General features: G+C 66.7%; 25 protein-coding genes and 1 tRNA gene. 13 read left to right on the top strand and 13 right to left on the bottom strand.

What is annotated here, in order from left to right; genetic code table 11:
- Positions 1-22 precede the first annotated feature (22 nt).
- From ASF71_RS23860 to ASF71_RS13915, 3 genes are all read right to left on the bottom strand, one after another.
- Positions 23-634, bottom strand: a complete 612-nt coding sequence (locus ASF71_RS23860; protein WP_156372828.1) for a hypothetical protein — start codon at positions 632-634, stop codon at positions 23-25.
- A gap of 101 nt (positions 635-735) precedes the next feature.
- Positions 736-1,074, bottom strand: a complete 339-nt coding sequence (locus ASF71_RS13920; RefSeq protein WP_056301293.1) for a hypothetical protein — start codon at positions 1,072-1,074, stop codon at positions 736-738.
- A 125-nt stretch (positions 1,075-1,199) separates the two neighbouring features.
- Positions 1,200-1,655, bottom strand: coding sequence for a hypothetical protein (locus ASF71_RS13915; protein ID WP_056301291.1), 456 nt, complete (start codon positions 1,653-1,655; stop codon positions 1,200-1,202).
- 126 nt (positions 1,656-1,781) lie between these two features.
- On the opposite strand from ASF71_RS13915, the gene ASF71_RS13910 reads away from it, so the two are divergent.
- On the top strand, positions 1,782-1,988 hold the full coding sequence (locus tag ASF71_RS13910) for a helix-turn-helix transcriptional regulator (RefSeq protein WP_235514466.1): 207 nt from the start codon (positions 1,782-1,784) through the stop codon (positions 1,986-1,988).
- A 3-nt stretch (positions 1,989-1,991) separates the two neighbouring features.
- Positions 1,992-3,218 (top strand): tyrosine-type recombinase/integrase, encoded by a 1,227-nt coding sequence (locus ASF71_RS13905; protein ID WP_056301286.1) that lies wholly within the window; start codon positions 1,992-1,994, stop codon positions 3,216-3,218.
- Positions 3,219-3,255: 37 nt separating this feature from the next.
- Here ASF71_RS13905 and ASF71_RS22905 read toward each other — a convergent pair whose 3' ends face one another.
- The 4 genes from ASF71_RS22905 to ASF71_RS13890 all read right to left on the bottom strand — a co-directional run bounded on the left by ASF71_RS22905 (position 3,256) and on the right by ASF71_RS13890 (position 6,658).
- Positions 3,256-4,410: an ImmA/IrrE family metallo-endopeptidase gene (locus ASF71_RS22905; protein ID WP_156372827.1), complete on the bottom strand. Its 1,155-nt coding sequence runs from the start codon at positions 4,408-4,410 to the stop codon at positions 3,256-3,258.
- Between the two features lie 5 nt (positions 4,411-4,415).
- Positions 4,416-5,090, bottom strand: a complete 675-nt coding sequence (locus ASF71_RS13900; protein ID WP_056301284.1) for a hypothetical protein — start codon at positions 5,088-5,090, stop codon at positions 4,416-4,418.
- A 257-nt stretch (positions 5,091-5,347) separates the two neighbouring features.
- Positions 5,348-5,424: transfer RNA gene (locus ASF71_RS13895), tRNA-Arg, on the bottom strand.
- Positions 5,425-5,491: 67 nt separating this feature from the next.
- Positions 5,492-6,658, bottom strand: coding sequence for a tetratricopeptide repeat protein (locus tag ASF71_RS13890; RefSeq protein WP_056301281.1), 1,167 nt, complete (start codon positions 6,656-6,658; stop codon positions 5,492-5,494).
- 151 nt (positions 6,659-6,809) lie between these two features.
- Here ASF71_RS13890 and ASF71_RS13885 point away from each other — a divergent pair, with 151 nt between their 5' ends.
- Positions 6,810-7,682, top strand: coding sequence for a metalloenzyme domain protein (locus ASF71_RS13885; protein ID WP_056301279.1), 873 nt, complete (start codon positions 6,810-6,812; stop codon positions 7,680-7,682).
- A 160-nt stretch (positions 7,683-7,842) separates the two neighbouring features.
- Here the strand turns inward: ASF71_RS13885 and ASF71_RS13880 are convergent, their stop codons facing one another.
- Genes ASF71_RS13880 through ASF71_RS13870 form a run of 3 tightly spaced genes read right to left on the bottom strand, consistent with a single transcriptional unit; the run spans position 7,843 to position 9,396 of the window.
- Positions 7,843-8,472 (bottom strand): phosphoribosylanthranilate isomerase, encoded by a 630-nt coding sequence (locus tag ASF71_RS13880; protein ID WP_056301275.1) that lies wholly within the window; start codon positions 8,470-8,472, stop codon positions 7,843-7,845.
- Positions 8,469-8,708, bottom strand: coding sequence for a hypothetical protein (locus tag ASF71_RS13875; protein WP_056301272.1), 240 nt, complete (start codon positions 8,706-8,708; stop codon positions 8,469-8,471). Before ASF71_RS13875 ends, ASF71_RS13880 begins: the two co-directional genes overlap by 4 nt.
- A gap of 4 nt (positions 8,709-8,712) precedes the next feature.
- A complete protein-coding gene (locus tag ASF71_RS13870; protein ID WP_056301269.1) occupies positions 8,713-9,396 on the bottom strand; it encodes a metal-dependent transcriptional regulator in 684 nt (227 codons plus the stop codon).
- 93 nt (positions 9,397-9,489) lie between these two features.
- Between ASF71_RS13870 and ASF71_RS13865 the strand changes: the two genes are divergently transcribed.
- The 8 genes from ASF71_RS13865 (at position 9,490) to nth (ending at position 15,257) form a co-directional block, all read left to right on the top strand.
- The gene (locus ASF71_RS13865) at positions 9,490-10,050 is read left to right on the top strand and encodes an RNA polymerase sigma factor (RefSeq protein WP_369815000.1); all 561 of its coding nucleotides are present in this window, start codon (positions 9,490-9,492) and stop codon (positions 10,048-10,050) included.
- 41 nt (positions 10,051-10,091) lie between these two features.
- Entirely contained in the window at positions 10,092-10,415 is a 324-nt protein-coding gene (locus tag ASF71_RS13860; protein WP_056301266.1) for a hypothetical protein, read from the top strand.
- A 38-nt stretch (positions 10,416-10,453) separates the two neighbouring features.
- Positions 10,454-11,191: a transcriptional regulator gene (locus tag ASF71_RS13855; protein WP_235514464.1), complete on the top strand. Its 738-nt coding sequence runs from the start codon at positions 10,454-10,456 to the stop codon at positions 11,189-11,191.
- Between the two features lie 37 nt (positions 11,192-11,228).
- On the top strand, positions 11,229-12,509 hold the full coding sequence (locus ASF71_RS13850) for a DUF1800 family protein (RefSeq protein ID WP_056301260.1): 1,281 nt from the start codon (positions 11,229-11,231) through the stop codon (positions 12,507-12,509).
- Positions 12,510-12,534: 25 nt separating this feature from the next.
- The gene (locus ASF71_RS13845; protein ID WP_056301257.1) at positions 12,535-13,707 is read left to right on the top strand and encodes a DUF1501 domain-containing protein; all 1,173 of its coding nucleotides are present in this window, start codon (positions 12,535-12,537) and stop codon (positions 13,705-13,707) included.
- 10 nt (positions 13,708-13,717) lie between these two features.
- Positions 13,718-14,182, top strand: coding sequence for a hypothetical protein (locus ASF71_RS13840; protein ID WP_235514461.1), 465 nt, complete (start codon positions 13,718-13,720; stop codon positions 14,180-14,182).
- A gap of 83 nt (positions 14,183-14,265) precedes the next feature.
- Positions 14,266-14,445, top strand: coding sequence for a hypothetical protein (locus tag ASF71_RS13835; RefSeq protein ID WP_056301254.1), 180 nt, complete (start codon positions 14,266-14,268; stop codon positions 14,443-14,445).
- Between the two features lie 74 nt (positions 14,446-14,519).
- On the top strand, positions 14,520-15,257 hold the full coding sequence (gene nth / locus ASF71_RS13830; RefSeq protein WP_235514505.1) for an endonuclease III: 738 nt from the start codon (positions 14,520-14,522) through the stop codon (positions 15,255-15,257).
- On the opposite strand, the gene ASF71_RS13825 is transcribed toward nth, so the two are convergent.
- The 3 genes from ASF71_RS13825 to def are packed head-to-tail and all read right to left on the bottom strand — an operon-like array spanning position 15,224 to position 17,425.
- Positions 15,224-15,838 (bottom strand): hypothetical protein, encoded by a 615-nt coding sequence (locus ASF71_RS13825; RefSeq protein ID WP_056301251.1) that lies wholly within the window; start codon positions 15,836-15,838, stop codon positions 15,224-15,226. The two genes, nth and ASF71_RS13825, sit on opposite strands and share 34 nt — an antisense overlap.
- 16 nt (positions 15,839-15,854) lie before the next feature.
- Positions 15,855-16,802, bottom strand: coding sequence for a methionyl-tRNA formyltransferase (fmt, locus tag ASF71_RS13820; protein ID WP_056301248.1), 948 nt, complete (start codon positions 16,800-16,802; stop codon positions 15,855-15,857).
- Positions 16,799-17,425: a peptide deformylase gene (gene def / locus ASF71_RS13815; RefSeq protein ID WP_056301245.1), complete on the bottom strand. Its 627-nt coding sequence runs from the start codon at positions 17,423-17,425 to the stop codon at positions 16,799-16,801. The genes fmt and def overlap by 4 nt, the downstream gene beginning before the upstream one ends.
- A gap of 159 nt (positions 17,426-17,584) precedes the next feature.
- Here def and ASF71_RS13810 point away from each other — a divergent pair, with 159 nt between their 5' ends.
- Positions 17,585-18,499 carry a carbon-nitrogen hydrolase family protein gene (locus ASF71_RS13810; RefSeq protein ID WP_056301243.1) on the top strand — a complete coding sequence of 305 codons (915 nt, stop codon included), beginning with the start codon at positions 17,585-17,587 and terminating at the stop codon, positions 18,497-18,499.
- Positions 18,492-19,004, top strand: a complete 513-nt coding sequence (locus ASF71_RS13805) for a GNAT family N-acetyltransferase (RefSeq protein ID WP_056301240.1) — start codon at positions 18,492-18,494, stop codon at positions 19,002-19,004. The genes ASF71_RS13810 and ASF71_RS13805 overlap by 8 nt, the downstream gene beginning before the upstream one ends.
- The last annotated feature ends 168 nt before the right edge of the window (positions 19,005-19,172 follow it).

Below are 19,172 nucleotides of genomic sequence, written 5' to 3'. Positions count from 1 at the left end.
CTAGTGACTGCTATGGAGAGTGCTAAGCCTTCGGAACTGGCCGCGGCCAGTAGGAGAGATCTAGATTAAGCTCGCCTTCAGTAAACGCGAGCCATCGCGGCTCAATAAGAGAAAGTTCAAGAAATATTCCCAGCACATAGCCGTAATCAGGCTGAGTAAAACCCTTGAGTTTCTGTATATCTTTATGAATAGCTATAGGATTACCTTTCGACTTTTTTACTTCTACAACTAAAACATTATTATCATTATAACGACGGTGATGTACAATCAAATCTGGATATATTCTATCTCCTTTGATCGAACGCCTTGTACTCGGTGGCGCTGGATAAGAATTCGGAACCTTTGGTAAGATCTGACCAATCTGCTGATTTTCAAAATCTGTGAAACGAATTTCGAAAAGCTCACGAATGCGCTTATTGTCCCGTATATTTCGATCATATTCAGAATCAACAATCATAGGGCGAAATAGGGTGTGAAGATGTAAACCAAGGCGGAAGACCAATGCTCGCTCACCAGTTTTAGGATCAAAGGGAGGAATCTCAGATCTAAACAGAGCTAGCGCTTCTCGGAAACGCCCAAGCACAATCTCTGGCTGTCTATATTCCAGTTCGAATTCGTCTCTAAAGTAAGCCACGGGATAATTGTACCGAGACACCATAGGCGACTGCCCGCCGTGTATGGCGGGCAGTGCAGTATCAGTTGAAACCTTTCAGACTGCGCGGGGTAAGCGCGGCTTCATGACTGTTCCTCCAGGCCAGGGAAGTAGGGCAGCAGCTCCGGGAGCAGTTCAGCGGGCACGGCGTAGACCGTGTGCTCACCGGGCGCCCAGTTCACCGTGAGAGCGGGACCGAAGCGGCTGCTGGGGTGCAGCGCGGCCCACCTCATGCGCCCAGGTGAGAGGTCCACCTGCTCTCCACTGTCCAGTTCCAGTGTCAGGTGCCAGGGCTGCGCCCCAGGGATGAGTCGGGCCACTCGGGGCAGCGCGGCGTAGGCGGCGGCTCGATCTTCACGGCCAGGGGTGGCCTCGGGGGTGGGCGTGTCTTCCAGGCGGGCGGTTGGGGTGTTGTCGCGCATGGTGGGCCTTCCTTATCGGGTCGAGCTGAGCACTGAAGGAAGGTCCCGGCGGCTGGTCTGCCCGGGACTTCCTCCGGGGGATTTGAAGCAGGAAGGGACACGCTGAGCCGTGTCCCTCTGGGGAATCAGGCGGCGGCCAGCTCGCGGGCGTGGGGGAGCAAGTTCACCACGAAGGCCCAGACCGTGCGCGCCTCGGCTTCGGTCAGCGCGGCCAGGCTGAAGACGTCGCGGCCCAGGGCGCGGGCGGCCAGGCCGTAGTGCTCGTGCAGACCCAAGCGGCCCATGATCTTGTGCAGGCGGTAGGCGCGGGCCTTCCCGATGGTGGCCGGGGCCTCAAGCACCTCGGCCGTCACGGTGCGGAAGGTCGCGCCGCGCAGGATCTGGTCAGCCTTGAGTATGTTGGCAGGCTGCCCGTCGATCTCGGCGACCAAGCCGGCGTCCGTGCGGGTCAGGGTGACGGTGTGGTGCCGGACCTGCACGACTGCGCCGTCCATGCAGTCGTGGGTGACGGTGTTCCAGGTGCGGGTGATCGCGCGGGCCTTGGCGGGAACGGTGGTGCTGTGGGTGGCGTACTCTTGCATGTGATTCCTTCCTGTCTTGGGGGAGTCAGAAGGCCGGGAACTTTCCTAGGGTTGACCGGCCTTTCTGCTACTTGAAATTGTATCGCTTTATGATACATTGTGTCAAGAGGTGATACAATGCAAGGAATGAATGAGAAGGTTCGCCAGAGCGTCAAAAACACCCTGAAGGCACGAGATCTGACCCACCAAGAACTCGCTGATATGACTGGAATTGAGCGGGCAAACGTTACCCGGCTACTTAGTGGGACAGTGGGTAAGGTGCCGGACAACTGGCAGAAGGTGCTTGACGCTCTAGGCATGGAACTAATCGCCGTCCCAAAGCAGGAGAGCTGAGCCATGCCCAAGGCGCGCGCAAAGGCTGGGGAGCAGAAGGCTGGGAACGGGCGCGGCAGTCTCGACCTGTTGCCCAGTGGGCGCTACCGTTGGCGGATCACAGTCGGCCTGAAGCCGGACGGGACACCCATCCGTAAGAGCGGCACAGAGGCCACAGAGAAGGACGCCTGGGCTGCTATGACCCAGGCCCAGGCTGACCACCTGCGCGGCGGCGTGGCAGCACCCGATCGGGTAACGCTCAGCGAATGGCTGGACAGATGGCTTGAAGGCAAGCGCTCTAGTCTGGCCGTCAAGACCCACCACAACTACCGGAAGCTCATTGACCTGCACATTGCCCCTCGCCTAGGCCGGAAGCGCCTGCAGGATGTGCGCCCCGCCGACTTGCGAGCGCTGTACACGGCGCTGGGCGCAGCCGGCCTGACCGACACACAGCGACAGACGCACAACATCTTGCATGGGGCCTTTAGCGAGGCACTACGCCTTGAGCTGGTCATGCGTGACCCGACAGCCGTAATCCGGCCCCAGCCTGTGAGGCGGGATGCACCGCAGGAAGAGAAGGCCCTAACGGCTGAAGAGGTAGCCGCACTTCTACCCGCGCTTCAGGCGAGTCGTTGGGGGCTGGTCTTTGAATTTATGCTGCACACCGGCCTACGCAGGGGCGAGGCGTGTGGGCTGAAATGGGCGCACGTCGACATAGAAGCGGGGACCATCCGTATCATTGAGAATCTGGTCACGGTGGGCGGCAAGTCGCAGATCAGCACCCCCAAGACGGCGAAGAGTGCGCGGCGCGTGCATCTGTCCAGCGAGGCGCTGGATTGCCTGAGGCGGCAGCAGGCTGTGCAAGACCTGGAGCGGACCGCTCTCTCGCCTGGGCAACCTGTGCCAGGGCATGAGAAAGGGTATGAGCGTAAACGTATCTGGCAGGACACAGGATATGTCTTCACGGGCATTTCTGGCGTGCGTTTACTACCTGATAAGTTGAAGCGCTATCTCGAGGTGTTCTGCAAGAAGGCACGTGTGCGTCAGGTGACGGTACATGGGCTGCGGCATACGCACGCTTCCCTAATGTTGCGCCGGGGTGTGCCGCTGGAAGTAGTTAGTCAGAAACTGGGGCACTCGCGCCCTTCTTTCACTGCGGACGTCTATCGTACCGTCTATCAAAGCGAGCATGAAGAGTGGGCGATTGGTTTATCCGATCTATTATCCGGTAGAAAGTTTTCAGTAAACTAAGATAGTGCAAGGGCCGGTATAATTACCGGCCCTTGCACTATCTTGCAAATTTCAAATTAGTAGGAGATTGCTTTACGGAGATATTCGATTTAGGTCTGTAGAAAGATGGATCCAGGTTGGTAATTTTGGCAAGATAGTTTTCGTCTGGGAAAAGTAATTCTAGGAGTTGCATATTATCGTATATATCATTTTCAACTAAGATCTCAGCGGCGTCTTTGAGTAGAGAAGGCGACTCTGCTTGCCAATCATCGTCGAAAGGTTCTTCTGTTCTCCAGCCACGACGGTTATAGTTAGCCCATACCCGACGCGACTCGTCCTTGTCAATTAAGCTAAGGGCTTCGAGCCTTTTGATCATAGCTCCAATAGAAACTTTCCAATATGTTTTTAGTGAGCGAAGTTCAAGCATAGAAGCTGTAAACACCTGTTTTGTAAATGGCTCTGGAGGAAGCAAGAAGCATGACGCAAAGTAATGAGCTTGTTTCTCAAGCTCTGTGTCGTAAGCTTTAAGCTTATCCTTGGATATCCAGCGATGCATTACTAGATGACCTAATTCGTGTGCCGCATCGAAGCGCGATCTTACAGCAGAAGCCTTGTCTGCATTAAGCACGACAATGGGTCTATCAATTGCTTTGTCCCATACTGAAAAGCCGTCGACATCGTGCGAATGTAGTTGAGTTCTAACGACGACAATTCCGTTTTTTTCCAATAGGGCAATCATATTATCTATTGGTAGATCAGATAATCCCCAAAAACTTCTTAGGGTTTTTGCTGATAACTCGATTTCATCATTGGTAATTTGTAGGGGATTTTCATGCCTTATTAGACTTCTTGGTAGATTTACATTAGGGAAGTTGACCTCCTTATCTAACAGGTAAACTACTTCCCCTACCCATTCAGCCACGGATTTAGCACTCTTAATCTCAACTACTGGTGCCTTTTTAAGTTTTCTAAAAAATACAGTTTCATCAGCGTAAGAGGTGATAACTGGCCTTACAAAATAGCTAGCAGGTTTATTGAGTATGGAACAGAGCTTCAAGAGAACATCCAAGCTCGGTTCCTTACCTTTCTCGAATTGATCGACTGCTTGGCGTGTTACACCTAGCATTTCGCCCAAAGACTCGACTGAAAGACCGAAAACTTCACGAGCTTGTTTCAGACGAGTCCCAACGAAAGTTGTGGGGACTTCAGACATGTACGTCACTCCTCGTTCTGCTGCTTCGCGCGCGCTTTGAGAGATACCTGGCGCTCAAGCTGTACACCAGCAGCAGGGGTAATAGGCGTCTGCGGCGTCGGGAGAACCAAGTTCGCCGTAGGGTGCTGACGCAGGTCGTATTTTTGCAGGTAGTAAGTGCCGCAGGCACTGGGCTTGGTAGCTAAGGTGAACGCGGGCTTACTCATGTCCCCTTTGGATGCCCCATGCGTCACCAAGATGTGTTGGAGAGGACCTGCCCCACTCATAGACTCTTCCAACGTCCACTGATTAAGGCGTCTGAGCACCGCCCGGAATTCTGCTTTACGCGGCAAGGCGTCCTCATTCCTTACGCACGCTACACAGACCAGCGCATCTTGAATTCGCAGCAGGACGAAGCTGCCATTCCCGGTCTTGTAGGGCTGATTTGTCGCTACCACATCCGGGAAGCGTACCGGCAGCTTTCGAATCTCCTCCTCAAGGATGGCTTGTCGCAGGTGAGGAACGACCCTTCTCCTGTCAGGTCCAGATGCGAGAAGCTTCTTCCCCTCGTCCATAGCGACGTCGTAAACCCGCTCGACTATGCCAGCAATGGCGAAAAAAGCGGGATGCTCAACCGCCGCTTGGAAGGCAAGGTCAGGTTTTGGGCCCAGATGCGCGAACAGGGGGATAGAGATCGTCATGGACAAATCTTGAAGAAATCTGCCAATTTTGTCAACCGGAATGCAGCATGGCAAAATTTAATGACTGTTCATAGCGTATCCATGGTCTCAATTATGCCCTTGCCATAGCGGTCTTTCTGTGGGTAACCCAACACTACACTTGTCTAGATAGGACCTTGGGAACTGTTCCTGTTTTACCGTTGGTCATGGGTTGGTCACGGCTGAAGGAAGGGAAGAGGCTTTGAAAAGTAGAACCCCGCACTAGGCGGGGCCTTTCTTGGTGCACTCGACTGGATTCGAACCAGTGGCCTGCCCCTTAGGAGGGGGCCGCTCTATCCATCTGAGCTACGGGTGCAGAGAACGGGAGCGCAGTTTCGGCGCAGCCCGCAGTATAGCAAGCGGCCCGGCTCCCCTTTCCGGCGTTACTTGCCCTGCTGCGCCAGACGCAGGTAGTAGGCGCTCGTCTTGTCATTAGGGTCCAGGCGCGCGGCGTTGCCGTAGGCCTCGGCCGCCGCCGCGTAGTTCTTGGCCTCGTAGCGCACGCGGCCCAGCCAGGCCCAGGCCTTGGCGTAGTTGGCATTCTGAGTGGTCGCCTGGGCAAAACCGGCCTCGGCGCCCGCCCTGTCGCCTGCCGTATAGCGGGCGTACGCCGCGCGGAAGGTCTGCACGGCCGCCAGACCGAACTGCTGGCCTTCCTGCGCCAGGGCGAGGTTGTAGCGGTCGGCGGCGCTGGCGCCCGGCAGTCCGGTCGCGCCCTGGTAAGCCGTCACGGCCGCGCCTGCGTCGCCCAGTTCGAGGGCCAGTCGCCCGGCTTCTCGCTGCGCCTCGGCGAAGTTGGGCGCCGAGCGCGCCGCCTCCTGAAATCCGGCCAGGGCCTGGGGTTTACGCCCCGCGTCCAGGTCGGCATACGCCCGGCTGAAGGCCCGCGTGGCGGCGGGGCCGTAGGTGCCGGCCTTCTGGGCCAGTCCGGCGAAGTAGGCCAGCGACTTGTCGTTCGGGGCGCCGCGCAGCGCCTGGGCGTACAGCTCCTGGGCCTGGGCGTACTGTCCAGCCTCCAGGGCGGTGCGGGCCGCCCAGCCTGCGCACAGCGCGTTCTGGGGGTCCAGCGTCAGGCACTGCCGGAACAGGATAGAGGCCTGTGAGGGCTGGTTGCGCGTGTAGGCCGCGTATCCGAGGTTGTAGAGCGCACTCGCGGCGGCGCGTTTTTCCTCCGCGCCCGCGCCCGGATTCACCTGGAAATAGGCTTCCCACCCGAGCTGCGCCTGACGCCAGAAGCCCACCTCGGTATAGATCTCGGCCCGCAGGCGCAGGTAGCCCGCGTTGCGCGGTTCGGCCTTCACGGCGCCTTCGGCGGCGGCGGCGGCCTGTTTCCACAGCGGCTGGTCGATATTGACGCTGCCGCTGGGGTACGTCTGCCGGGCACGGGCGGCGAGGTCGCGGGCCTGCGCCGCCGCGTCGGCCGCCGAGGCGAAGGTGGCGGCCTCGGGCGCGGTCTGGGCGGGTGCAGCCGGAGTCTGGACGGGCGCGGTCTGGGCGTGGGCCAGCGGCGCGGCAAGAAGGGAAAAGGTCAGCAGGACGGTGCGGGTCATGAAAACTCCTGGGGTGATGACGAGGGAAGAGAGCGGAGAAAGGAGGCGCAGTGTGCCTATTCTCCCGACCGGACCTGAACGGACGTGGGGTGAGCGTGAGGAAGGATTGATCCTCGTGAAGCCCGGTGCGCCGCTGCGCTAGCCTCGGGGCATGACTGCCGCCTCCCCTGCCGGGCTGGTGTGGCTGGCCCTGGACGGGGTGGGCCACCCGGCCGACGCACCGCCGGAATCGGTGTGGGATCAGGACCTGCCTACCCTGCGCCCGCTGGTGGACGCCGGACTGGCCCTCGACACGACCCTGGGGGTGCCGGGCCTGCCGCAGTCGGGGACCGGCCAGAGCTGCTGGCTGACCGGTCAGGACGCCGTGCGCTACATGGGCGAGCATTTCGGCCCCCACCCTGGCCCCACGTTGCAGCGCCTGCTGCGCGCCGCGGGCCTGCCGGGGCGGCTGACGGCGGCGGGGGGCCGCGCAGCCCTCGTCAACTCCTACGTGCCCGAGTATTTCGCGGCGCAGGCCCGCCGGCCGCGTGCCGGCTGCTTTCCCTACGCTTTCGGGGCCGCCGGGCTCCCCCTGAACCCGCCGGGGTTCCCCCTGATTCCGGCGACCCTGGGCCTGAGCTACGCCGAGCCGTGGACGCCGGTGCGTGACCTCGCCGAGTTGTCACGTCTGGGCGAGGCCCTGGGTCTCGCGGCCCACGGTGCCGACCTCCTCGTGGCCGACCTGTGGTTCGGGGACCTGCTGGGCCACCGGGGCCGCGTGCCCACGCCGCCAGAGGTGCTGGCGGCGTGCCGCGCCTACTTGGCGCGGGTGGATGCCCTGCTGGAAGGAATCTTGCAGGCGGGCCCGCGGGTGGTCCTGGGCAGCGATCACGGCAACCTGGAAAATCTGAACGTCAAGGCGCACACGCTCGCGCGGGTGCCGTTTGCGGGAGTGGGCATAGATCTGGGCGGCGCGGCCGACATCGTTCAGGCTGGCCGCGCGCTGGCGAATGGGCTCGGGCTTTCCCCCCTGGCGGCGCCGTAGCGGGCACTTTCGGGTTATCCACAAAGTTATCCACAGCCCCTGTGGACAAGGGGGAGCGAAAGGGCCAGGGCTCCCAGACGACTGGGAACAGGAATGACGTGTAGCACGGACCGCAGCCCCCGGCGACCTGGACTCGCCTATTTATCCACATCTGGCCGTTTCACTGTGGATAACCTGCCCCGGCCGTGCCCCTTACCGCCTCCACGAAGGCCCGAACGGCTGCCGGCTCTTTGCGGCCAGGGGCCCGCTCCAGGCAGCTGACTGCGTCCACTCCTGCCGGGTTCAACTCGGAAATTGCCTGCGCTACGTTCGCGGCTCCCAAGCCTCCGGCCAGCCACGCCCCTGCCGGAAAGTCGGCACGCAGGGCGGCCCAGTCCAGCGGCCTTCCTGCGCCCGGCTCCGGGGCGTCAAGCATCAGGGTGACGCCGGGCACGCCGGCCCACTCACGCGCCGCGCCGGTCAGTTCGTCCGGGCGCACGACACGCAAGACGGGATAATACGCCGCTAGATGCCTCACGTAAAGTCCAGGTAAAGACCCGTGTACCTGCACCGCCGAGACCCGGGCGGCCTCGGCGGTGCGCAGCACCTCGTCGAGACCCTGGTTGAGAAAGACCCCTACGCGCGCCACCGTCGGTCCCGCCGCCAGCCCGGCCTCACGCGCCGCCTTGGCCGTCACGAGCCGCTTGCTGACCGGCGCGAAGATGAAGCCCAGGGCGTCGGCGCCGGCCTCGGCGGCCTGAACCGCGTCGGCCACATTGGTCGTGCCGCAGACCTTGACCCTCGGCGTCACGGCGCGCGGCCTTCCAGGGCGGCCACACGGTTTTCGAGCTCGCGGGTGTGGCGGGTCAGGGCCAGCAGCAGCAGGGCATAGTGGTCGTACAGCTTGGGGCGCTCCATCCGGACCTCGCCGCTCATCCACTCGTGCAGCAGGCGTTCGGCCTCACGCAGAATCTCGTCGTCGGGCACCTCGCGGTAACGGCGCTCGCCGAGGATCTCGCGGGCGAAATTGAGTTCCTTGTCGGACATGGGTCTATTGTGGCGCCTCTTCGTCCACCGCCGCGTGCACCTGGACCTGCGCCGCGACTCCCAGCGACAGGGTCAGCGGGTGGCCGGCCACCTCGGCCGTCAGGGTGCCCAGGGCGGTGTCCACGGCGCGCACCCGCAGCCGCGCGCCGGGGGTCAGGTCGGCGGCGATGAGCGCCCGGAGCTGCACCGCGTCGGTGTCGGGGACGCGCGCGACGGTGGCGTGGTCGCCGGGAGCCAGTTGCGAGAGCCGGCGCTCGGCGCGCTCGGGCAGTTCTCCCTCCAGCGTGGGAATCGGGTCGCCGTGCGGGTCGTGGGTGGGGTCGCCCAGCCACGCGGCGATACGGGCCTCGAGGCGCTCGGACAGCGCGTGTTCCAGCCGCTCGGCTTCCTCGTGGACCTCGTCGAGCGGCACGCCCAGCGCCCGGTGCAGAAACAGTTCGAGGAGGCGGTGGTGCCGCAGGACCTCCAGCGCGACGCGCTCGCCCTCGGCGGTCAGGCGCGCGCCCTGGTACGGCGCGTGCGACACCAGGCCCTGCTCGCCCAGCTTCTTGAGCATTCCGGTGACGCTGGCCGGCGCCACTTCCAGGGCGTCGGCCAGGGCCTGGGTACTCACCTTGCCGCTCTGGCCCAGCCGCAGCAGGTGCTTGAGGTAGTCCTCGGCTGAGCGCGAGAGGGAACGCGGAGTCATCGCCTCCCAGTCTAGCGGGCGTCTCCTTCCCCGGAACGGGACGAAGCGGGAAGCCGGGAACTTTGCGCGCGTGCGGCGCCTCTAAGCTGTGAGGTGACTTTGCGTGATCCCCACGATTCTCTGGACGACGCCGAACTGGTTCGCCTCTCGGCGCGCGACGAGCGGGCCTTCGAGGCGCTGGTGAGGCGGCACGCCCCGGCCGTGCACCGCCTGGCCGCCAGCACGGTGGGCCCCGGCGCGGCCGACGACGTGGTGCAGGAGGTGTTCATCGCCGCTCACCGGGGGCTGAAGAGTTTCCGGGGTGAGGCGCAGTTCTCGACCTGGCTGCACCGCGTGACCCTGAACGCCTGCGCCCACGCCCTGCGCCGCCGCTCGGCGCTGCCGCTCGACATCCTGCCCGAGCCCGCCGCCCCGCACAGCCCGGCGCGTGGGGGGGAGCAGGCGCAGGTGCGCGAGCGGCTGGCGCAGGCGCTGGCGACCCTGTCCCCCGAGCAGCGCGAGGCCGTGACCCTGCGCGAGATCTCGGGCCTGGACTATGCCGAGATCTCAGCTGTGACGGGCGCGGAACTCGGCACCGTCAAGAGCCGCATCGCGCGGGGCCGCGCCGCCCTGCGGGTGTGGCTGACCGCGGCCGGGATGCGCGCCGACGACTGAGGCGCTCCCGAAGCCCCCACCCGATTCCCGAGGAACCTGCCATGACCTATCCCCATCCCGATTTCGATCCCCTCGACCGCCTGTTGGCCGAGGCCCGGCAGCCCACCCCAGCCGACGAGGGCGCGGCCGGACGGTTTCTGAGCGCTCACCGCGCCCGGCTGGCCCGCCAGCGGCGGCGGACGTGGGCGGGCGGCCTCTCGGCGCTGCTCGCCTCGGCGGCGGCGGTCGCGGGGGTCGCCGCACTGCGCCCCTCTTCCCCTCTGCCGGTCAGCGCCGCCTACGACGTCTATGTGCAGGCGGCCTACGGCGGCACGGAGACGGCCGGCACAGAGACAGAGACGACGGGCGCCGAGGCTGGATGGTGAGGGCGCTCGTCTGGGCCGCGCTATTGGCGCCCGGAGGGGTGTCCGGCGCCCTGGCCGCTCCCGCCGACGACCTTCTCTCGGCCCTGCGGCAATCGCGCACGCAGTCGGCGCGCGGCGCCGCCGAGATCACCGTGAACTTTCCGCCGCGCGCGCAGCCCACCCGCTCGGCGGCCCAGCTTCCGGCGGTGCCCCTGCGCCCCGCCCTGCTCCTGCGCAACTTCTCAGTGACGCGGGCAGACGGCGACGTGGTGGCCGGGCGGCCCACGGCCCGGTTCGACCTCGTGCCCAAGACTGGGCAGGCGGCGCGATGGTCGCTATGGGTGGACCTCGCCTGGAATGTCCCGCTGGCCTATGAGGAACGGGACGCGCAGGGGGGTCTGTCGCGCCGCGCCGCCCTCCGGACGGTCGAGGCCTCGCCCCGGCGGGTTGCCCGGCCCGCGCCCGCCGCCGCGCCTGCGGGCCTGCGGGCAGCGGTCCTGGCCGCTCTGCCGGGCCTGCGGCTACCGCCTGGGTTCGTGCCGGTAGAAGCGCGGCCGCGCGCGCAGGGCGGTGTGGAGATCACCCTCAGCGACGGGGTGAACGTGCTGGCCCTCGTGACGGCCCCGCGCGCGGTCGCCCCGGCCCCCGGCGTGGCCTCGCGGCGGGTGGGCGCGCGGGCGGTGTGGCTCGTCGGCAACCTGCCGCAAAGCGCCCTAGCGGCGGCCCTGGCCGGGGTGCGCGGCGTGGCCGAGGCGGAGCTGGGAACTTTTCTGCCTCCCGCCGCCTCCAACCCCTGAAGTCCCCTCTTTTTATCCGCTTTCCGGCGAGGTGCCCATGAGTCTGTCCCCCTATTCCAAACCCCTTTCGGCCGAGGACGCCGCGCATTTCCTGCGGCGCACGGCTTTCGGCGCGACCGACGCGCAGATCCGCGCCCTGGCCGGCAAGGACGCCCGTGAGGTCGCCCGCGCCGCCCTGAATTTTCCTGCCCTGGGTGCGGGGCCGCAGCCCACGCCCGGCAATCCTTTCGACCCCCAGAGTGGGGCCACCCCCGGCGCCATGATTCAGCTCACGCGGGCGGGGTGGCTGTACGAACTGGCGTACTCGCCCACGCCCCTGCGCGAAAAGCTGGCCCTGGTCTGGAGCGGGCATTTCGTGGTCGGGACCGACAAGGTCCGCAACGGTCCCGCGCTGGCCGAGTACCTGCGGCTGCTGCGCACGCACGCGGCGGGGCGTAGCTTCGCGGCCTTCGCGCTGGACATCGCGCGGTCGCCCGCCATGCTGCGCTACCTCGACAACGACCAGAACAAGAAGGGCAAGCCCAATGAGAACTTCTCGCGCGAGCTGCTCGAACTGTTCACGACCGGCATCGGGCACTACACCGAGGACGACGTGCGCGAGGGGGCGCGCGCCCTGAGCGGCTGGGGCTTCGAGGGTGGGCGCGGCAACCAGAACTACCTGGAGACGCCTCGCTTCACCTTCACGCCCCGCCAGCACGACGACGGCCGCAAGACCTACCTGGGCCAGAGCGGCAACCTGACCGGCGAGGACGTGGTGCGCCTGGCCGCCACGCATCCCCAGACGGCGACCTTCGTGGCCCGCCGGCTGCACCGCGCCTTCGTGGCCGACACGCCGGACGAGGGGGCCGTGACGGGCAGCGCCGAGACCTTCCGGCGCACCGGGGGCGACCTGGGAGCGGTGCTCGAAGAACTGCTCTCCAGCGCGGCCTTCTACGGCTCGCGGCAGGCGGTGATCCGGGGGCCGGTCGAGTATCTCGCGGCGGCGCTGCGCACCCTGGGGCAGCCCCGGCTCGACCCCAAGCAGCTCGTGACCCTGACCCAGACGGCCGGGCGCATGGGACAACTGCTGCTGCAACCCGACACTGTGAAGGGCTGGGACGGGGGCCGGGAATGGATCAACGACTCAGCGCTGCTGACCCGCATGAACGTGGCGGCGTCCCTCACTGTGGGCAAGGCCGCGCCGGAGGTGACCCAGTGGCCCGGCGAACTCGCCCTGCTGGGCAGCGAGAGAACGCTGCTGCGCCCGGCGATGGCGGGCCTCAAACCGGCCCAGCGGACGTACCTCGCCTTCATCAGCCCCGAATTCCAGCTCGCCTAGGGCGGGCCTTTTCTCCGAGGTATTCATGACGACACGGCGCGATTTCCTGAAACTCTCCGCCCTCGCGGTGGCGGCCACGACCGGGATGCCGGGCTTTCTGGCGCGCGCAGCCACGCAGGCGACCGGCGACCGGACCCTGGTGGTCATCCAGCTCACGGGCGGCAACGACGGCCTCAACACCCTGGTGCCCTACTCGAACGGCGCGTACTACGCCGCGCGGCCCACCATCGCCGTTCCCAAAAAGGACGTGCTCACCCTGACCCCCGACCTCGGGATGCACCCCAGCCTGCGCCCCCTGGCGGGGCTGTGGGACAAGGGCCAGCTCGCCTGGATCGAGAACGTGGGCTACCCCGATCCCAACCGCTCGCACTTCGCCAGCATGGCGATCTGGCACACGGCCGACCCGGCCCAGGCGCAGGCGGACGGCTGGATCGGGCGCGTGGCCGAGAAACTCGGCGACCCGTTCTGTGCCAGCAACGTCGGCGGGACCACGCCCCTGGCGCTGCGGGCCGACACCTTCAGCCTGCCGAGCATCGAGTCGGTGGCCAATTTCGGGGTCAAGCTGCCGGCCGGGCTGGAGGACGCCTTCGGGGCGATGCTGGCCGCCCCGCGCGGCGGCGAGGCCGACTACCTGGGCCGCGCCACCCGCCAGATGCTGAAAAACACCGCCCGCGTGCAGAAAAATGCCAAGAAGTACCGCGAGGGGGCGACCTATCCCGAGGGCCGCTTTGCCGCGCAACTGCGCGACGCCGCCCGCCTGATCGCCGCCGGGGTGGGCCAGCGCATCCTGTACGTGTCGCACGGCAACTACGATACCCACGCCGGGCAACGCGGCGAGCAGGACGGCCTGCTGGGCGACCTCGCCGCCGGGCTGGCCGCCTTCCATGCCGACCTGGAGGCGCAGGGGCTGGCGCAGAAGGTGGTCGTCATGGGCTTTTCGGAGTTCGGGCGCCGGGTGGCCGAGAACGCCAGCGCGGGCACCGACCACGGCCAGGGCAGCGTGATGTTCGCGCTGGGGCACGGCGTGAAGGGCGGCGTGCACGGCGACAGCCCCGACCTGGAGAACCTGTCGCTGGGCGACATCCGGTACAAGCAGGACTTCCGGGGCGTGTACGCCGGGGCGCTCGGCGGCTGGCTGGGCCTCGACGCCCGCAGTGTGCTGGGCGGCGAGTTCAAGGGGCCGCAGTGGTTGGCATGAAGGGTTTGGTGTGAAGGGGGCGCGGCTCGCCGGAGTGCTGATTGCCGCGGCCCTCGCCCTGTCGGTGCCGGCCGCCCTCGCGCTGCCGCAGTACCGCACAGCCGCGATCCGGCAATTCCACTACGACGAGGGCAACCCGCTGTGGGAGTACGACCGGGGCGTCATGGCCTGTACCTTCTGCCACGTGAGGGCCTCGGGCGGCGCGCCCTGGAATCCGTTCGGTGAGGAGATCCGCGCGGCGTTCCGGGCCGACGCGCAGGCCGGGGGCCGGGTGAAGTTTCCGGCGGTGCTCGGCAAGGTGCTGGCCGCCGGGAAGGACGCCGACGGCGACGGCTACGCCGACGCGCTGGAGGTCTGGGCGAAGACCCTGCCCGGCGATCCGCAGAGCCATCCCGATCAGCCGGTGGCCGAGCTCGAAGAGGCCTTCGGGGCGGCGGGCGGCGAGGCCCTGTATGTGCCGAGGGGTGGAAAGTAGACCGGGCGGGGGCGGCCTCCTCTCTAAAAAACTCTTTACCCCCATCTCGCCTGCGGGGCAGAGCAGGGGCGCACCCTGAGCGCATGAGCGACGATCTGAAGAAGGGCTACGATCCGGCCAACACCTCGCCCGCCGAGGGCCAGAGCCGCCCGATTCCCGAGGAAGACCGGGGCAAGGCGCCGAACGTGGACCCCGCCGCCAAGGACGAGCCCGCCGAGGGCGGCCGCGATGAGGTGGAGAGCAGCAGCACCCCCGGCGCGTGACCCTGGGTCTCTTTGACGACGCCGTTCCGAACGCGGCCCGCCCCGCCGAGGAGCGGGCCGAACTGCTGGTCTGGATGAAAGACCGGCTCCGTGAGGAATACGGCGAGCGCCCGCTCGACTCGCGGCGCGACCCCATGCACGAGCTCATCTCGACGATCCTCTCGCAGCGCACCACCCACGCTGACGAGGAAGCTGCTTACCAGGAGCTGCGTGAACTGGGCGACTGGGCCGACATCATCGCCGCGCCGACCGAGGCCGTGGCCCACGCCATTCGCCGCAGCAACTACCCCGAGAGCAAGGCGCCGCGTATCCAGGAGACCCTGCGCCGCATCCGGGACGCGCCGGGCGGTTACGACCTCGACTTTCTGCGCGACCTGCCGGTCAAAGACGCCCTGAAATGGCTCACTGATCTGCCGGGCGTGGGGGTCAAGACGGCCTCGCTCGTGCTGCTGTTCAACTACCACCGGCCCGTGTTTCCGGTCGATACACACGTGTTCCGCATCAACATCCGGGTGGGCACCATCCCGCAGATGAGCGAGCAGGTGGCCCACCGCGCCCTGCTCGCGCTGCTGCCTCCCGATCCGCCCTTTCTGTATGAGCTTCACGTCAACCTGTTGTCGCACGGCCGGCAGGTCTGCACCTGGACGGCCCCGAAGTGCGGCGAGTGCTTTATCCGTGAGCGCTGCGACGCCTACAGGATCTATGACGGCCACGTGCCCAGCTTCAGCGAGAAGCCGGCCCGCAAGGGCAAGCCGAAGCCGGGACCGGCGGACGGCGCTCATCCGCGTTCGCGTTCGCGCAGCACGAGCTGAATCAGTCCCAACAGCACGAGTTCGTCGTCGCCGGGGGTGGTCGGGCGCAGCTCCTCGACCGTGAAACGGCGAGACAGGAAGCTGCGCTTCTTGTGGACGCGGTAGGCCGGCGTGCCGCCTGGGTCGAGGACCGTGTACGTCGGGTTGACCAGGTAGTCGAAGCCCATCGCCACGATGTCCCCGATGAAGGGCACCGCGCCGATTCCCGCCTCGACGAGCGACATCCAGGGGTGGTCGTCCCGCACGGTGAACCGGGTCTGTCCTCCCGGCCCCAGCAGGTTGTAGCCGGCGGCCCACAGCGTGCGCATCCCCTGCGCCTGAAGGGCACCGACCTCGCTGCCGTCGGCCCGCACGATGATCCGGCGCGCCCGCCAGTCGAGCATTCCGGCCATGAGGCCCTGGGCGCGCATTCCGTGGGTCTGGACCTGCCGCGACTCGTCGGTGTAGACGCGCACCTCGTCGCGGATGCTGAAGGTCTTTTCCTTGACGAAGGCGAGCAGACGTCCTGAGGCGTCAGTGACGCGCAGCTCCGTGAAGAGGCTGAACCGGAATTCGATGGAGAGCGGAAACTGAGGATTCACGTCTCCGGGTATGCGTTCAGGGCCGGGGCGGTTCCCAGAGGTCGAAGCGCGTGCCCGGTCCCACGCCGGCCGCCGAGGCCCACGCGCCGGCCGGCTGGGCCCTGCGGGCCTCGGGCTGCACGGTATTGATCCTCACGGCGCCCACCCCGCAGGCGACGGTCACTCCCTGGTCGTCCACAGCCAGCACCTCGCCGGGCTGGCCCTCGCCCCCCGCCGCGCCCAGGCCCCCGAGCTTGAGGCGCGCGCCGCCCAGAAAGGCGGTTGTCTGCGGCCACGCGGCCACGCCCCGGAAGCGGTTCACGACCGCCAGGGCCGGGTCGCGCCAGCGTACGAAACCGTCCTCCTTGACCAGCATGGGGGCGTGGGTGGCGAGCGACTCGTCCTGCGGCCGGGGCGTCAGCGTGCCGAGCTGCGAGAGCGCCGACACGATGAGGCTCGCGGCCTGCGTCGACAGGGCTTCTGACAGCTCCAGACTGGTCCATTCGGGAGCGACCGGCAGCTCTTCTTGCAGCAGCACCGGCCCCGTATCCATGCCGGGGTTGGTCTGCATGATGGTCGTGCCCGTGACCGTCTCGCCGCCGATCAGCGCCCACTGGATCGGCGCGGCGCCCCGGAGGCGCGGCAGCAGGCTGGTGTGCGTGTTCAGGAACCCGTAGCGCGGCACCGCCAGCAGCGCGGCAGGCAGGATCTTGCCGTAGGCGCAGGTGACGGCCACGTCCGCCCCCGATTCCCGCAGCGTCGCCGCGAAGTCGGCGTTGCCGCGCAGCTTCGTGGGCTGGGCCAGCGGCAATCCCAGTTCGGTGGCGCGGGCGGCCACGGGCGGCGGCGTCAGCTTCAGGCCGCGCCCCACCGGCTTGTCTGGCTGCGCGGCGACCAGCACGACCCCGAACTCCGCTCGGATCGCCTCCAGCACCGGCAGGGCGAAGGCGGGCGAGCCGAAGAAGGCGACCTTGGGACGGGTCAAAGACGTTCCCGCAGGTGCTGTTCTTTTTCCCAGGTGCTCAGGTTGGCCAGGAGGTTCTTCGAATGCTGCTGGATCTTGAGGAGGTCCTTGCGGTGATCGTCGGTGACCTCGGCGGGCAGGCGGTCGAGGAACAGCACGCCGTCGAGGTGGTCAATCTCGTGCTGGAACACGCGGGCGAGGTAGTCCTCGGCCTCGACCGTCTGCTCCTGGCCGTCGAGGTCGGTATAGCGCACCGCGATCTGCCGGGCGCGCGGCACGCCCTCCTCGAAGATGCCGGGGATGCTCAGGCAGCCTTCCTGGTACGACTTGTCCTTCTTCTTGTTCAGGACGGCGAACACGGGGTTGATCATCACGAAGTCGCGCAGCACCCGCGACTTGAGGGGCATGTCGTCGCCCTCGTTTTCCTCCTCGTCGTCCTCGTACTCCACTGCCACGAACAGTCGCACGCCCAGCCCGATCTGCGGAGCGGCCAGCCCCACGCCGCGCTGCTCGAACATGGTCTCCAGCATGGTGTCGGCCACCTCGCGCACCGTCTGCGGCCCGAAACCGGGAACGGTGAGGGTATCGGTCGCCGTGAGGGGCCGGGCCTTGCGCCGCAGCACCGGGTCGCCGTACAGGCGCATGGGGTAGATGCGGGGGGTCTCGCCGAAGCGGGATGGGCCGGGGGCCGGGGAAGTGGGGGAAACGTCGGGCGCGCTCACAATGGCCCCAGTTTAAGCCTTGTGGCTAGGGCGGTCGGTGGCGCCGTTCGCCTTCGCCCCGGCTCCCCCTACACTGGCCGCATGACAGTCCTGCGCGTCGCGGCGGCGGCCTATCCCATCTCTTTTTTCCAGACCTGGGCCGAGTACGAGGCCAAGCTCGCGGCCTGGACCGCGCGGGCGGCCTCTGGGGGCGCGCGGCTGCTGGTGTTTCCCGAGTACGCCGCGCTGGAACTCGTCAGCCTGCTGCCCCCGGCGCTGCACCACGACATCCTGGGGATGCGCCCGGCCCTGCAGACCTTCCTGCCCGACTTCCTGGCCCTGCATGCCCGGTTGGCCCGAGAGCACGGCGTGGGCATCGTGGCGGGCAGCTATCCGGTAGCGCACGCGGGGGGGTTCGTGAACCGCGCCTATGTGTTCGGACCGGACGGCAAATACGCTTGGCAGGACAAGCTCCTGATGACCCGGTTCGAGGCCGAGGAGTGGGACATCGTGCCGGGCGAGGGCGTGCGCGTGTTCGAGCTGGAGGACCTGCGCTTCGGCGTGGCGATCTGCTACGACTCGGAATTTCCGGGGCTGGCCCGCCAGATTGCCGAGGCGGGGGCCGAACTGCTCGTGGTGCCGTCCTTCACGGGGTCGCGCCGGGGCTACACGCGCGTGCGGGTGGGCAGCATGGCGCGCGCGCTGGAGGGTCAGATGTACGCGTTGCACGCCCCGCTGATCGCCGACGCCGCCTGGAGCTACGCGGTTGAGGACGCGGTGGGCCAGAGTGCGCTGTACGCCCCCGCCGACGACGGTTTGCCCGAGGACGGCGTGGTCGCGCAGGGCAAGTGGAACGCCGAGGGCTGGCTCGTCCACGACCTCGACTTCACCCTCACACGCCACGTGCGGGCGCAGGGTCATGTCCTGAACTGGCGTGACCGTGGGGCGGCGCAGGAGCGGCCCGGCGCGGCCGAAGTCGTCCAACTGAACGGCGCCGGGGAGGCCGCGCATGGTTGAGGTCCGCCGGCTGGGTCTGGCCGACGCCCCGGCCTACCGCGAGGTCCGGCTGGCCGCCCTGCACGCCGATCCGGCGGCCTTCATCACGACGGCCGAGGAATTCGCCTCACAGCCGCTGGAAACGGTCGAGGCCCGCCTGACCGGTGAGGCCAGTGTCACCTTCGGGGCGTTTGTCGGCGGTGAGCTGGCCGGCATCCTGACCGTCTCGCGTGAGACGCGGGAGCGGCTGCGGCACCGCGCGAACGTGTTCGGGGTGGCCGTGCTGCCGGCGGCGCGGGGGCAGGGCTGCGGGGACGCGCTGCTACGGGCCGGGATCGCCGAGGTGCAGGGGTGGACAGGCGTGACCGCGCTGCACCTGGGGGTCACGGCGTCGCAGGCGGCGGCGCGGCGGCTGTACGAGCGGCACGGGTTCGTGGCGTGGGGAATTCAGCCGGACGCGGTGTGGGTGGACGGGACCATGCTGGCGGAGGTGCATATGGTGCGGGAGATGGGGGCGGCTTTGTAGGGCTGCGGTGCCTTCCCCCCAGCCCCCCTCCCGGTAGGAGAGGGGAGCTTTTCCGCTGCGCTCGGCAAAGAGTCGTTCCGGAAGTCGGCGGGACCGCTCTGTTCTCCAGCCCGCCTGCTTGGCCCGCGCGCTTCGCGCCAGACGGCCTTGGTGGGGACGTGCGCGGTG

This window comes from Deinococcus sp. Leaf326 (genome assembly GCF_001424185.1).
Lineage (GTDB): Bacteria > Deinococcota > Deinococci > Deinococcales > Deinococcaceae > Deinococcus.
This window is presented reverse-complemented; position numbering and strand designations above follow the sequence as displayed.